Source organism: Mesorhizobium neociceri (assembly GCF_013520985.1).
In the GTDB taxonomy this organism is placed as follows: domain Bacteria; phylum Pseudomonadota; class Alphaproteobacteria; order Rhizobiales; family Rhizobiaceae; genus Mesorhizobium; species Mesorhizobium neociceri.
Genome location: NZ_JACDTY010000027.1, coordinates 1 through 13,113, shown reverse-complemented (window position 1 = coordinate 13,113; position 13,113 = coordinate 1). Strand labels below are relative to the sequence as shown.

Sequence of the window (13,113 nt, the reverse complement as noted above, 5' to 3'; positions counted from 1 at the left end):
GGCATTGGTGATGGACGCCATTGCAAATGCCGACGGATTCAAGAGATGCGACGCTCGATCACGAATGTCTGGGATCTGGTCAAAGAAAGCGTGGTCGGGTTCGTCAACGATAACGCTCTTAGTCATGGCGCGGCAATGGCTTTTTACGCCACCACATCCCTGGCACCTATTTTGCTGATCGTGGTCGCAATTGCAGGTCTCGTTTTTGGTCACGACGCTGCCCAATTGGCGTTGTCCGCTCAGATTTCGGGGCTGATGGGGCCAGAGAGCGCAAATCTCCTTCAAGCCGCGCTGGAGAGCGCATCGAGCAGGTTATCCGGAAGCTGGGCCGCGATGATCGGAATAATCACCTTGCTGGTGGCTGCGTCGGGCGTCTTTGGCGAAATGCAGCAATCGCTGAACATGATATGGAAGGTTGAACCTCAGGGAAGTTCGTTGTCGCGCCTAGTCCGCGCCCGTGCCGCAAGTCTCGGCTTGGTCGCAGCCCTCGGCTTCATGTTGCTCGTGTCGCTCGTTGGGAGCGCAGCGATCTCGGCACTGGGAAACATCATCAACGCGCACCTGCCTTTCGGCACGATCGTGCTTACCATGATCAATGCGGTCGTTTCCTTCGTCCTGATCTCGGTCATGTTCGCCGCAATCTACAAAGTTTTGCCGGATCGGTCGCTCGAATGGCGCGATGTCGGGATTGGTGCTGTTGTGACCGCAGCCCTGTTCACGCTTGGAAAATCACTTATCGGCTGGTATATCGGGACCAGCGCGGTCGCATCCTCATATGGTGCCGCCGGTAGCCTGCTCGTCGTTCTGCTGTGGGTTTATTACTCATCGGAAATTTTCCTTCTCGGTGCCGAATTTACGCGCGCCTATTCGGTTCGACACGGCAGCAGGTCGGATCTGAACGCACTGGTTGACAATCCTTGGCCTGCAAAACAGGTCCCATTTCGCACAGAGGCAGAGTCCAATTCGGCAGGCGTTGTCGCCCTGCTGGCGGTGGCGTGCGCAAGCGCAACGATGACCGCCCTCGTTCTGGGCCTTCGCCGTCCGTAGGCACCGTTAGCCCTGACCTGGTCTGGCCTAAGGGAGGGGAACATGCGCGTTATGTGCCCGCTCATTCGAATGGCGAGTGGTGGCATAAAAGGAGAAAGCCGACATGCAGAGTTCAGTCGAAATCGACCTCGCTGGTCGACTCGAATCCGCGAACCGGTACATTGCCGAGCTGGAAATCGCCAAAGCATCTGCGGCAACCGAACGCCACGCCATTTTTGCAGAGAACTTCCCGACTTGGCGCGAGACGCCGGTCAGGCTTGGCGTCTTGTTGACCTCACCCTGTCATCAGGTGCCAGGCCCCAACGCTTAATCTTTTCGCCCCTATGCCAAGCAAACGCGCAGACATAGATCATTTCGGGAATGGGGCCATCTGTGCGGGACGACAGCCTTGGACCCCTGAAGCAGACTTAGGCCCCGACGGCCCTCTGGCGATCCAGAGGTTCCCGCCTGGCGCTCAAGGGCATAGGGATTCGGCCGCTGAGCATGCGATCTACCTCGCCCGTGGCGGTGACTTCGCCACCTTCTTGATCGGCAGCGGCGGGGCCTTGTCCCTAGGTTTAGCCTCCTTGATGACTTTCTTCATTGTGCGATTGAAATCCTCTTCGGAGGCGCCCTTGGCAGTTCCACGGTTTTTGTTCTGGGCTGGCTAGTGGCCGTCGATTTTTAGGCATCAGATCTAACCCCAGCGGATCATTTTCGGGGGTCTCGCAAGGGAAGTATCGGGCAAGGGCGCGCGCCTTCGATTCAACTTTTGCCGCCCTTCTTGGCTGGATGGCGGGAATGGTGGCTCTCCTTTTCGTCACCACCGCCTGAAACTCGATTGGCCTCGCCAAATACGGCGTCGCGCTCAATGGTGGGAAAACGGTCCGCGAATGCGATTGCTCCACGCAATTCACCATGGACTTTTCTGGCCGCGCTAGACGATAACAGCTCATCGTGGTCGCTGGTGCATGAATTATCAGCATGCTGGCCTTTCGCCACTGACCGGAACAAAGCCAGCAAGTGCTTGTTTGAGGTGAACGAGACGATAACAGCTCGGCTGGCAGGCAATCCTTCCAGTCGCTTTTGGAAGGCCCAGCCATGAACATCTTGCATAGTCTGAAAAAAGGCGTCGAGCAGGTCACGGGGATCGCAAGACCGGCAAAGCAAGAAGTTGCCAAATGTGTAAAGCGGAGAAAACCGAATGAGTTTCGGTTCAAGGATGATGGCTTGGTGCCTAATCATCCGTGAAGCCGCCCGACGAATTCGATCCCGCGGCCGTCATGGAGGAACTGTTCCAAGCCAATGGATGGGGGCATAGCTGGCGGAATGGCATCTACGACTACGTTCACTACCATTCGCGAATCCATGAGGTGCTCGGCGTCGCGTGCGGAACGGCCGTGGTTCAGTTTGGAGGCAAAAAGGGCCGAACACTATCCATCAAGGCCGGCGATGTCGTGGTTTTGCCGGCTGGCACCGGCCACCAATGCCTGTCGGTATCCGACGATTTTCTGGTCGTCGGCGCATATCCTCCATTTGGGACCTATGACGAATGCACGACTGCTAAGCAGCATAGCGGCGCGCTCGCCACGATCCGAAAGGTTGGCCGTCCGAAAAGGGATCCCGTTTATGGGAGTAAAGGCCAACTTTTGCAAAGTTGGAAGAAGACTTGAGGAATCGCAGATCAACACGGGTTGTACTGCCCTTGGCGCAGCCGCTGCCGGGATGCCGCTTCGGCAGCAAATGGACAACGCGCTTGGGCATGAGGCGAAAACACCGCGCTTGCGGCTGCTTTTCCGATTGGCGTTGGTGGCACCGGCGGCCCCGACAGGGGGAGGCAAATCAGATTCTAAACCCTCATGGAACGAAAGGGACTTCCAACAATTGTTACTTCGTCGCAGCGCTTTATTAGGAGGATCTCATGGGACGCGGTATCTTGCTGTGGTTGCTCGGGGTTCCGATCCCCATCATCATTCTGCTCATGCTCTTTGCGCGTTAGGGGGGGCAAATGCAAACCGCCCTCTCACCAACGGACGTTTCGTCGGTTACTGAATCTTCCTCATCGGCGGTCAGCTGGGGCCCGATTGTCGCTGGCGCCTTTGCGGCATCGACCCTGTCAGTTGTCCTTCTGCTGGTCGGTTCAGGTCTTGGGCTGACAATGGTTTCGCCCTGGACCGGATCGAGCGCCTCCGCCACAACCTTCACGGTTTCGGCCGCCGCCTGGCTCGTCGTGGTGCAGTGGCTGTCAGCCGGAGTTGGCGGCTATCTTACCGGTCGGCTGCGCACCACATGGGTGAACGTTCACACCGACGAAGTCTATTTTCGTGATACCGCTCATGGGTTTCTCGCCTGGGCGTTGGCGACCTTGTTGGTTGCTGGCGTTCTCGGCTCGGCGCTTTCCTCAGCACTGGGTTCGGGTGTGCAAGCAGCCTCCACCGTGGCCTCTGGCGCCGCGGTAGGGGCCTCCTCCGCCGCGGCGAGCAACGGGGCTCGCTCAACTGACAATTTTCTCGGCTACTTTGTCGATACGCTGTTTCGGCCAACCAATACCGGGACTGTGGCCGCAGCTGACCAAAACGATGCTGCCACGACTGGGCAGGCAACACGCATCCTGATCGCCAGCGCCGCGAATGGCGAGGTTTCAGCCGATGATAAAACCTATCTGGCGCGACTGGTCGCTTCCCGCACCGGTCTGTCAGAGGCGGATGCTAAAGCTAGGGTCGACACTGTGCTTGCCAACGTTGACGCTGCCAAAAACAAGGCCAAAGCGGCGGCCGACACCGCCCGGAAAGCGAGTGCCACCTTTGCGCTCCTGGGTGCCCTGTCGTTGGTGATAGGCGCGTTCATAGCAAGCGTTGCTGGGGCGCTGGGTGGCAAGCAGAGAGACGAAGAGGAGGCGCTGTTTGTTCGCAACGTTCAGCGTTCGCCATCTCGCTAATCATCGAGATCTTAGTGTCTTTCCTAGAAGCAGGCTTCGACAGGAGGATCACCACAGCGTTCAGACAACGGGCTGCCGGCCGCTTCTCAAGAACCGCGCCTGAACCCCAACCCGCTGAACCGCAAGTGCGCAACCCCGAGCAGCCTGGACGATCGGATCAGCTCACCGACCTTGGGGGGGGGCAATTTTATGATCCGGAAAATTCAAAGGTAAAGAGCGGGTATCGTCGACTTTGAAGCCATCGGTGGGGATACTCAAAACTTCGCCCCGTGCCATTCGGTATCGAGCTGTCACGCCTTACTAGGGATCCTCACATGGACAAAGCGACGACCATCATTGGAATAGACTGCAGCCCACGCGCGTCCAGTAGCGGATGCTCGGCGAGGTTCTTCGCTCGCTCGAGAGAGATCGGCGGGTGGCGGAATTACTCGCCCCGGGTGCCGCCGTTTGACACCGCCGTAGTGTGTCGGCACCGCTGTCAACGGCAGCATATTGCGTGCGCCGTTCCTAACCCTTGCGCTATGTATGTCGCAAGAGAAAGAGTGGCGTGCGCTCCTATCCGAAAGCGAAGCACGTGCCCTGCCGCCAACCGACACGATCGGCGGCGCGCCACCGCCGAAAGATTGCTTGTCGAACTAGCTGGGGAACCTCAAAGCGGCAATCCCGTTGCTAGTTCAGCCGAAGCGAGGATCTGAGCTATGGCGAAAGACTTATCTCGCAGTGAAGCGCAGCGCGGTACGAGACGGGTGCTAATGTGGGGGGTGGTGTTTGCCTTTGCTATTTTCGTTGTCCTGCTGGTTGTATTCGGCTTGTTGCCATCTAGCGGCTGATAAGGCGAGCCGAAAATGTGACTGCCGGCGCGATGGATCCGAGCGAAGCCGGGCCGTTCCTTTTTCTACAGGCATGGAGTCGTCATCAAATCAGCGAGAAGAGCCAGGAATCCTATCGGTGCCTTCGGCTCCGATGCCGGCACGCCGGCCATTTCCTGAGATCTTGGTCGTGAGCCGAATCCGGTTCCAGAAGTTGCATCACTGCTAGCCACGTTTGACATCCGATAAGCAGCAGGGCCGTGACCCTGGCCGCCCTCAGTCAGATATTCCGGCTGGCCAGCAGCCTTCTAAGCCAGTCCAGATCCATTTCCGGCACGGATGACAAGAGCCGTTCGGTGTAGGCCGCGTGAGTGGCGCGTGAGAACTTCGCTCTTCATGCAACGAAATCGCCGCAATAGGGGGATCGTGGCGGCGCGCTGAGCGGAACGTGAACGCCTGCAGGAACGCGCCGGCATACTTGTTGACGGTCGCATATTGCTCCGCTGCTAAGGTTAACGGCGACGCCTCGTTGTCCTCGACCATCGACCCAAGCTCGGGCTTCATCCGAAGCAACCGGTGCCATTCAACTTCCTGACCGATAACCTCCAACGCGTTCCGACCATAATCGTTTGCGGACTGCAGCGCTGTGATCGTATCCAGGAACATGCGTAGCGCTTTGGCGGTATCCGACCTGCATGCCGCTGCTTCTTGCGGTTATTGGCTTGCGAGAACAGCCGACCTATCAGCTTGATGAACATCGACACTGCATCGTCCGTGAGCTTTTGGCCGAGCTTGATTATCTGCGCCACGATCAGCGCGTGTCGACGGCTGGCATTGAAGTCGTTGGCCAGCCCACTGGTGTGGCGTTGCCCTCACGGATCATCTGATCCCACCGTCCAGATGATATGCGCATCTGCAATTCCGGATCGATATCTAGCTTGCGCAGGAACAATCCGTTCGGTCAGCCCGACCAGGTTTGACGCACCTGGCGCATCCGGCGCTGATCGCAGCCAATGAAAGCGCGTCTGACCGATGGCCGCGTCAACCTCCAACAGCTTGTCCAATGATCGAAGCGTATCGACCGAAATTTCTTCGATCAGCGTTCTCTCCGCCCGCCGACGGGCAATGGCGCGGGCGGCAAGACCGATCCGTTCGATCGTGTCGATTGCTGGCAGAAGAGATCCGCGTTCATGAAATATGGCGACAGTGGCACTCGCTATCGCGCCTCCGTCGTCGGACATCGTGGCCGCCTGAATTGCAGCTAACAGCGCAGTGCCCCGTCGCGCTCCGCGCGGCCAGATAAACCATCAAGCGAGCAATGTGATCGCGACGCGTTTCTTCACGGCGTGCATAGAGCGCAAACTTTCCAGCGTCGGCGCCAATCTGCTCAGCAATGTACTTTAGCATTGCGCGAGGCGGAGTTTCGTCGGTCCCAACACCCTGCCTGGATATCGCATCAGGCAGAGCTGAACGGCAAATCCGAGCTGGGGACATCAGCTAAATTTTGTCGGCGGCAAAATGTTCCAGGCAGGACAATTTTTCGTAGGCGAGGAAAGGGAAGCGCGGGCCGGCTATTGATGCGTGGAATCGCTCCGGCGGGTGTGTCGGGCCGGCTCTTAATTTAGCTCGTGCTTAGCAAGTACATCAACAAACCCAAAACGGCAGCGAGGGAGGCGCCGCTTATGAGCATTGAACGGCGCCGCAGTTTGACGCGAGGGATCGGCTTCTTCCCCTTTAAGGCCGCTGCGATGAAGGCGGACTTCGCCGCCTCGGCAACCATGGTCGTCTTTGCAGCATCATAGGCGCTGTCGCGGCGCTTGCCGTCCTCTGCGAACCGATCGCTATTCGGATAGGCCTTCTTGGACTTCTGAGATTCCGCTTTATCACCCGCTCTCCCTCAAGGTATATTAGCAGTCCCTTGCATTTCGAAAAGAGGTGCCCTTTCGCCTCCTGGCGAATCGCGATGGGGACTTTGCCACTCGAGATGGAACGTTCGCATTGGCCTTTGCGGAAGGCCAGCGGATCGTTAGGACTTTCGGACTTCAAGAGGCTGGAGAACGCTCATTCTTGATGGGTACAGCTTGCGTTCTTCCCTAGCGGAATGAAATGAGCCGGCTCGCCTTAAACCCGGTTCCTGTTCTCAGGCTGCTCGCGCCCGGCGCAGTCTTTCGGCGACGTAATGCGGCCCCGGCCCCGTGAGCGATCTTTCGGTCGCCAGGAAACTATCCAGCATGGCAAGCAGTTCGCGCGCCGCACCGGACGAGCAGGAATAGTAGACCATCTGGCGGTCGCGACGAGTGTCGACAACGCCGAAGGCGCGGAGCTTGGCAAGATGCTGCGACAGGGCCGATTGGCTGAGTTGAACTTTCTCGGCAAGGATACCGACCGAAAGTTCGCTCCCAAAGGTTCAGGAGCGACGAGTTGTTGCCTGCGAGAAAACTTAGCCACGCCATCTGAACATGCGCGCGCACAGTAAATGGAATATTAACGCTAGCTAAAAAGGCCCGCCCGAATTTGTAGGAGGTCTCGGGGCCGCCCTGCTCAGATCAAAGTTGGTTGGCAGTTCGGGCGTCGTCGTCTTAATGGCAGCGGTGGTCATTCTATGGGCGGGCGGGAAAATCACCATTCGCACGTGTCGTTCCGGCCAAAGTGGCTTGCCAAAAAGCATGAATACAATTGCCAATATGCAGATCAGGAAACCGGCAGCGAACGCATCAGCTATGATCTTACCCGGTTGCATGCATTCTCCGTAAATGACTCATCCGCCACGCCAAGCCAGCGTGCGGGTGAGCACTTTAACCCGACGATCAAGGGACTCATAAAGCCGGCGGTCATTTCACAATGAATGACGACGTCCTATGTTTCCGACTTCAGACCTTTGCGAGCCGGACAGGGACTTCGGTCGTAGTTGCGACGCACCGAGTGCGCGGTAATTTTCCCATCGCCCGGCCACATACAGAAAGCAGGGTCGTAGCCCGGCTTGCTCGGCATGTGTCGCATCTCACCAAGTAAGCCGGACTACTGGAGTGCACATAAGGCCGCACCTCGCGCACGCGGCAGAGTTTTGACATCTAGGCGATACCAGTGCGCAGTTCAGCGATATGCGGCGTCACAAGATCACGCTCTTCAAATCTGCGCTCGGTTCGACGTCAGGGCCTATAGCCTCGTCATCCTCTCGCCTTTCGGGGCTCGACAAGCGGACCCGCCACTTTTGCACTCTTTGCGACGCGTGACCCATCGCGTTGGGCTTGCATTCCCCGCGCATCCTGTAGAGCAGCTGCTACCTGATCGGCGAGGCCTTGCAGATGATCGGCGAGGATGTCGAGCGGGTCGGTCATGCATCCCCGCTCACAGCAATCGGAACCAAAGCGGAAAATGATGGTTTGCTAACGAAAAGGATGAGAATCGAGGATGCCGAGGAATGGTTGAACTTTGGAACTTGGAAATGGCGATCGCCCGACAACGCGCGAAGCGAGCCGAACTCTCGCTCAAGCGTGCAGAAAAAATGCTCAACGAGAATCACGGATTGCGATCAGTCTTGCACTCTGCAGCCGGATACGAGCCGGGCAAGCGCGGGCGAAAGCTGCCAGACGGCGGCTGTTGAAGCTGGTCCCGATTCGCTGAGGATTTGCCCGCATGACAATGCTGTTCGAACCACTTGATACGAACGGTTACAAGCGCAGCGTGGTCTACCATTCCGCCCGGCGATCGCGTTGTGAAGCGCATGGATCGGCTTGATCATCCGACAAGGTTGAAGCCGCGGCCGCCGTGCTGGTTGATGTTGTCCGCGGCTCTGCCGTCAATGCGTTCAACGAGGCGGTTATCAGCAATTTCCTCGCGGCTTTCATCCATCTGCAAACGGGGCCAAACGCTCGGGCTGTGAAATCGAAACGGCTCGGCAGGTCTGATGCAGTCGGACTACTCTCATGCGATGCTTCCTCCAGGCCGCTGCTGGTAGGTCTGCCTCGTCATCTGGGGTGGGGAGGCGGTCTCATCCCTGTAGGAGCGCGGAACTCGCGTTTTGCCGTTGTGCCAAATTTGGAACCGAGGTCCACCGCGCGCGAAAGCGCCAAGATGCCCCAAAAGTCAGAATTAAATGCGAGGGGTTCGCAACCGTGCTATGGACAATGAGCGGGAGGGCGTTTCTCGGGAGGAGACGCCAGCTATGGAAGTTAGAGACCTTGTGGCAAAGATGTCTGCAGCTTTGCTGAAACGGCGCGCGACCACACCAACCATACCCATCATCAAGACTTCTCTGGCGGATCTGCCTGTCACAGCCAACTGGCCGAGGAAGCGTCGGGCGGTGGCTTTCAAACCTCGGCCGCCAACCCGGCCCTGCAGCAATATGTAGCCCGTCGGCGGCGCTGATTCGTCGCGACTCTCAGGGAAGCAGCGCCACCATTCCCGCTCGAGCACAGTCGCCACCGTGTCGACTACGGCCACCGCGGACCGCGATTGATTCCGGCGTGGCGTCGGCAACGAAGCCAGTCCGCTAGCCGCTCGCGGCGCGGTGATTTCGGGCGATCCACCGGGAATGGATCGTCGCTATGGGGCGCCGATCGAAGATCTCTCATCTGGCCCATCTGATTTGCGAACTTTACGTTCGATTGAAGGTAGTGAATTGCACAACCAGCCTGAGTTTCCGTCTGCCGCTGACGCAAGCGATCGACCGCTGCGCAAGGAAGTGGCGGAGCTGAAGGCGGAGCGCGACATCCTAAAAAGGCCGCAGCCTACTTCGCGAGGGACGTGACATGAGGTTCGCTTTCATCGCGAGGCACCGGAACATATGGCCGGTGGCATGGCTGTGCAGTGCGCTGGACGCGTCCCGGTCGGCTTCCATGCCTGGCTCAACCGCAGCCCCAGCGCTCGCTCCCAGCACGATGAGGTTCTCATTTCCAGGATCGACCGCAGCTTCAAGAGCAGCGACCGCACCTATGGCGCCAGGCGCGTCTGGCACGCGTTCTGGCCGAGGGGCTTTCCTGCGAGCTGCATCGTATCGAGCCGCTCATGCGGGAGAACGGGCTGCGTGCCCGGCCGAGGCGTCGTGGGCTGCCGAAGGACACCGGCGAGCGAGCGGCAGTGTCGGACAACCTCCTCGACCGCGCCTTCGAGGCATCGGCACCGAACCAGAAGTGGATCGCCGACTTCACCTACATCTGGACCGCGGAAGGTTGGCTTTACGTTGCCGCCGTGGTCGACCTGTTCTCCCGGCGGGTCGTCGGTTGGGCTATGAAGGCCGAGATGACAGCCCAACTCGTCACCGACGCCCTCATCATGGCGATCTGGCGCCGGGGTAAGTCCGACAGCCTGCTGCATCACTCCGACCAGGGATCGCAATATACGAGCGACCAGTTCCAAACGCCTGATGGCCGACCACGGCATTACGTGTTCGATGAGCCGGTCGGGCAACGTCTGGACAATGCTGCGATGGAGAGCTTCTTCTCGTCGTTAAAAACCGAACGCAGTAGCCCGCAAGGTCTACAGGACGAGAGCTGCCGCCAGGGCAGATGTGTTCGACTACATCGAGCGCTTCTACAATCCTCGGCGAAGGCACTCCACACTGGGCTATCTGAGCCCCGTGGAGTTCGAGGAACAAGCTATGTTAGCTTAAACCTCGTGTCCGAAAAACCGGCAGCAGGCCAACAAAGCCAATTCCCGGCGAGCGATTTGCTGGTGAGAGGTAAGCACTCGGCGCTCTGATCCTGTCCACAATCATCAAGAGCAATGCACTGTCGCGGTTGAACCTCTCCAGGCCTAGGAGATGTTTATCCGGCGTCGGGCGCGACGGATGGGCCGGAGCGTGGGGTCCGGGCCTCGTCGGCTACGACGAGCAAAGCCTCAAGGATGATCGCGACTCCTGACATGAGGATGGCTGTGTCGCCGCTAGAACCGGTTAACGAGAGCCCTGTCGCACGATTTTGCAAAGTGACGCTGAGTTCCCTAAGTCTCCTGCGGAGATCGTCGTCCATTTGTGTTCTCCAAGGTTACGCCTTGAAGCAACGTGCCTGCTGACAACCTGTTCCGCCGTGGCGGCAAGTAACAATGGCTGACCGAGATTACACTTTTGGCTTTCGCCTGCTCTTCGGCAGGGCCGGTTTGGGATTAAGCCTTATCCATTGACCAGCTGCAAAATTTCTCGCGAAGTCTTCGGTCTCGAAAAGATGCTGGGTGACCGCGCCGTCTTCCATGACCTGCACAGCCCATCGGCCGTTTAGCTGCTCAATCGAGACAATGTTTTTCGGATGGTCATCCACCGCGCTGCTTCCCACAGATCGGAGATGAAAACCAATCACGGCCGGCGTCGCCGATCAACGTTCGAAATCGTACGAACCAGCCGGTTCCATCTGCCGAACCAACATTCCTACCGCGCAGGAAAAATTCGCTTCTGATGCCAAACGTTCCGCAGCCTCCCGCGACAGCGCGACTAGAACCTCTCCATCTCTTTCGGTAGGCACCCCAACCACCTCATCGTAGACCAACCATTGGTCGGCTGGATCCATGATCACAACAAACCTCATCCCCGGAACATTAGTCCTAATTTCCAGAAGCTCATAAAGTTCCATGCCTCGCACCCGTTTAGACCGGGGAGACCATCAATGCCCGCAATCGAGTTGCTCCCGAAGCGGTAGATGGGAGAAGCTTTATCGTCGGTCGGCTTAGCCGTAATGGAGCTTTGGTTTTGGCTCGGTGCCGGTAAACTTCACACCGATCCGATCATTACGCCGCCAGCGAACCTCGCAACGGTAGGCAATTCCGTGGTTGGCATGTATAGCAGATAGTGCTCCGGCACCCTTATATCGGCGGCTACCCGCAATTCCGCACCCCCATCATCACTCAGGGACCAAAAATGGCGCCTCATATCAATGGCCCGCGCTTCGAGGGAACAAAAGCGCGGGCCGACCAGGGTTCCGGGCCTGGTCAAGCAGCGCCCGTGAGGATGAGCGCTGTTTGCTCTACTAGCCAGCGATTTTGATGTTCCACCGGAAACAAAAAAGCCCGCCGGCGCGAGCCAGCGGGCTTGGGATGAATCCGGCTCTCACCAGAGATCAAGTGGAGGGTGCCCCTTGCTTACGGCGCAGACTAGCGCCGATTTCTTGTCATGCATCTTGATCGGGATGCCTGTCTGAGCAAGCTGGGCCTCGGAGACCGCTCCGGCCGTGTCGTCGTCGATCATCTCGCTTGGCACTAGCTCGACCGGATTGCCGACACCGTTCGGCTTGGCGTTTTCCGGCTCCGTGTCGATCGGGCTGCGGCCCCACTGCACCGACTTGCGGATGTCAGCAAAGGCATCTTGGCCAGCTCGGTCACAATGCGTTGTTGGGTGACACCAAGCTTGTGGAGCAATTGCCGCCTGCCTTGTAGCGATGGCCTCAGCAACCATAACCTTCGATAATAGGCGCGATCCCTGCACCTGGATTGCCAAGTCCCGGTACCCGGCCCGCTTTGCCGCCTGTGTGGCGTTGCTGGCATGGATGATGGTCTCCCCGGTCTGAGCGGGTGTGCTAAGGTGATTTGATTGGAACAGAGCGGGCCAATCGCCGTTAAGTCACCGGCAAACCAAGGCAATTCGGCATTGAGAAAGAAACCTCCGCTACCCGTGAATTCGTCAGTCAAACTGGAGCGCACCGATACGGGTTGGCTGCTGTTCATAGTGCTGCCAGGTTTGGGCGAGACCGGAATAACCACTCCCCACAAAACATTCGATGAGGCGATTGCCACTGTAAAGGGGATGTTTGAGGTCGAGTAGGTAGTTGCCTGCTGAACTGGTTGTCGAAAGGCGCTTGCTGAATGGACCACGATCTGCGTCTTCGTGCGCTGTTACTCATGAAAGCAAGACGCTAGGTTTAGGAGCTTGGACGGGCAAAAGCTTCGCGGACAAAATGTATGTCACCAAATCCTCCCCTCTGATGAAAACCGTCGCCAGCATCGCCAGCGTGTGCTGAAAGGCGCGGCGATTATTACCGGAATACAAAATTCGGAGGTTAGTTGTTCAATCAAGAACCAACCTTCGGCTTCAACTGAGGCATGATCCCAACCGGCATCGGCGTATATCTCATCGAACACGCGCTGGCAAAAGGCCTAGTCGTTTGGTCCCAGGAATTGTCTTAGCGGAACCCGTAGCATCGCAACGCCTCAAGGGCGGGAGCACAGCAAACTCTCAATCATCGATGCCCATGACTGTCGCCAGTGACAGTTGCCAATTCATAATCCGTCTAGTGGTTTCCGTTTAACATAAGAGTCCGGCTTGGGATTCCCTTTCGCGAGTGCGCATGCGAGTTTGGCGCATGCGCACAGGAATATTCCTCACCGTTTCGCCGATTGATCGCCAACGCCTGAGCG

At 58.0% G+C, this 13,113-nt stretch carries 11 protein-coding genes and 4 pseudogenes; 8 read left to right on the top strand and 7 right to left on the bottom strand.

All coding sequences use genetic code 11. The features are described from left to right. Positions 1-45 precede the first annotated feature (45 nt). Entirely contained in the window at positions 46-1,047 is a 1,002-nt protein-coding gene (locus H0241_RS31505; protein ID WP_181061661.1) for a YihY/virulence factor BrkB family protein, read from the top strand. A 103-nt stretch (positions 1,048-1,150) separates the two neighbouring features. Next, positions 1,151-1,357: a hypothetical protein gene (locus tag H0241_RS31500; RefSeq protein ID WP_181061660.1), complete on the top strand. Its 207-nt coding sequence runs from the start codon at positions 1,151-1,153 to the stop codon at positions 1,355-1,357. Between the two features lie 434 nt (positions 1,358-1,791). On the opposite strand, the gene H0241_RS31495 is transcribed toward H0241_RS31500, so the two are convergent. Continuing rightward, positions 1,792-2,271, bottom strand: coding sequence for a hypothetical protein (locus H0241_RS31495; protein ID WP_235984593.1), 480 nt, complete (start codon positions 2,269-2,271; stop codon positions 1,792-1,794). Positions 2,272-2,273: 2 nt separating this feature from the next. On the opposite strand from H0241_RS31495, the gene H0241_RS31490 reads away from it, so the two are divergent. After that, positions 2,274-2,699 carry a cupin domain-containing protein gene (locus H0241_RS31490; protein WP_328824918.1) on the top strand — a complete coding sequence of 142 codons (426 nt, stop codon included), beginning with the start codon at positions 2,274-2,276 and terminating at the stop codon, positions 2,697-2,699. A 335-nt stretch (positions 2,700-3,034) separates the two neighbouring features. After that, positions 3,035-3,964: a hypothetical protein gene (locus tag H0241_RS31485; RefSeq protein ID WP_181061658.1), complete on the top strand. Its 930-nt coding sequence runs from the start codon at positions 3,035-3,037 to the stop codon at positions 3,962-3,964. A 1,208-nt stretch (positions 3,965-5,172) separates the two neighbouring features. Here H0241_RS31485 and H0241_RS31480 read toward each other — a convergent pair. Continuing rightward, positions 5,173-6,260: pseudogene (locus tag H0241_RS31480) on the bottom strand (DUF4158 domain-containing protein); the annotation flags it as partial. A gap of 653 nt (positions 6,261-6,913) precedes the next feature. Next, positions 6,914-7,168, bottom strand: a pseudogene (locus H0241_RS31475) (ArsR/SmtB family transcription factor); the annotation flags it as partial. Positions 7,169-7,375: 207 nt separating this feature from the next. Here H0241_RS31475 and H0241_RS31470 point away from each other — a divergent pair. From H0241_RS31470 to H0241_RS36610, 4 genes and pseudogenes are all read left to right on the top strand, one after another. Continuing rightward, positions 7,376-7,618: a hypothetical protein gene (locus H0241_RS31470; RefSeq protein ID WP_181061657.1), complete on the top strand. Its 243-nt coding sequence runs from the start codon at positions 7,376-7,378 to the stop codon at positions 7,616-7,618. Between the two features lie 576 nt (positions 7,619-8,194). After that, positions 8,195-8,377: a hypothetical protein gene (locus tag H0241_RS31465; RefSeq protein WP_235984585.1), complete on the top strand. Its 183-nt coding sequence runs from the start codon at positions 8,195-8,197 to the stop codon at positions 8,375-8,377. A gap of 916 nt (positions 8,378-9,293) precedes the next feature. Continuing rightward, positions 9,294-9,434, top strand: a pseudogene (locus H0241_RS35925) (Crp/Fnr family transcriptional regulator); the annotation flags it as partial. A gap of 289 nt (positions 9,435-9,723) precedes the next feature. Then, positions 9,724-10,473: an IS3 family transposase gene (locus H0241_RS36610; protein WP_456238139.1), complete on the top strand. Its 750-nt coding sequence runs from the start codon at positions 9,724-9,726 to the stop codon at positions 10,471-10,473. Between the two features lie 356 nt (positions 10,474-10,829). On the opposite strand, the gene H0241_RS31455 is transcribed toward H0241_RS36610, so the two are convergent. The 4 genes and pseudogenes from H0241_RS31455 to H0241_RS31445 form a co-directional block, all read right to left on the bottom strand. Beyond that, the gene (locus H0241_RS31455; RefSeq protein ID WP_181061656.1) at positions 10,830-11,027 is read right to left on the bottom strand and encodes a hypothetical protein; all 198 of its coding nucleotides are present in this window, start codon (positions 11,025-11,027) and stop codon (positions 10,830-10,832) included. A 54-nt stretch (positions 11,028-11,081) separates the two neighbouring features. Beyond that, positions 11,082-11,336: a hypothetical protein gene (locus H0241_RS31450; RefSeq protein ID WP_181061655.1), complete on the bottom strand. Its 255-nt coding sequence runs from the start codon at positions 11,334-11,336 to the stop codon at positions 11,082-11,084. A gap of 93 nt (positions 11,337-11,429) precedes the next feature. After that, positions 11,430-11,599: pseudogene (locus tag H0241_RS35910) on the bottom strand (PilZ domain-containing protein); the annotation flags it as partial. 210 nt (positions 11,600-11,809) lie between these two features. Then, positions 11,810-12,247 carry a terminase small subunit gene (locus H0241_RS31445; protein ID WP_328824924.1) on the bottom strand — a complete coding sequence of 146 codons (438 nt, stop codon included), beginning with the start codon at positions 12,245-12,247 and terminating at the stop codon, positions 11,810-11,812. Positions 12,248-13,113: the final 866 nt, after the last annotated feature.

Coding starts and splice junctions, on each gene's coding strand:
- H0241_RS31470 (WP_181061657.1), top strand. CDS start 7,376: ATGGGCGGGCGGGAAAATCACCATTCGCACGTGTCGTTCCGGCCAAAG.
- H0241_RS31465 (WP_235984585.1), top strand. CDS start 8,195: ATGGTTGAACTTTGGAACTTGGAAATGGCGATCGCCCGACAACGCGCG.
- H0241_RS31450 (WP_181061655.1), bottom strand. CDS start 11,336: ATGGAACTTTATGAGCTTCTGGAAATTAGGACTAATGTTCCGGGGATG.
- H0241_RS31505 (WP_181061661.1), top strand. CDS start 46: ATGCGACGCTCGATCACGAATGTCTGGGATCTGGTCAAAGAAAGCGTG.
- H0241_RS31485 (WP_181061658.1), top strand. CDS start 3,035: ATGCAAACCGCCCTCTCACCAACGGACGTTTCGTCGGTTACTGAATCT.
- H0241_RS31500 (WP_181061660.1), top strand. CDS start 1,151: ATGCAGAGTTCAGTCGAAATCGACCTCGCTGGTCGACTCGAATCCGCG.
- H0241_RS31495 (WP_235984593.1), bottom strand. CDS start 2,271: ATGATTAGGCACCAAGCCATCATCCTTGAACCGAAACTCATTCGGTTT.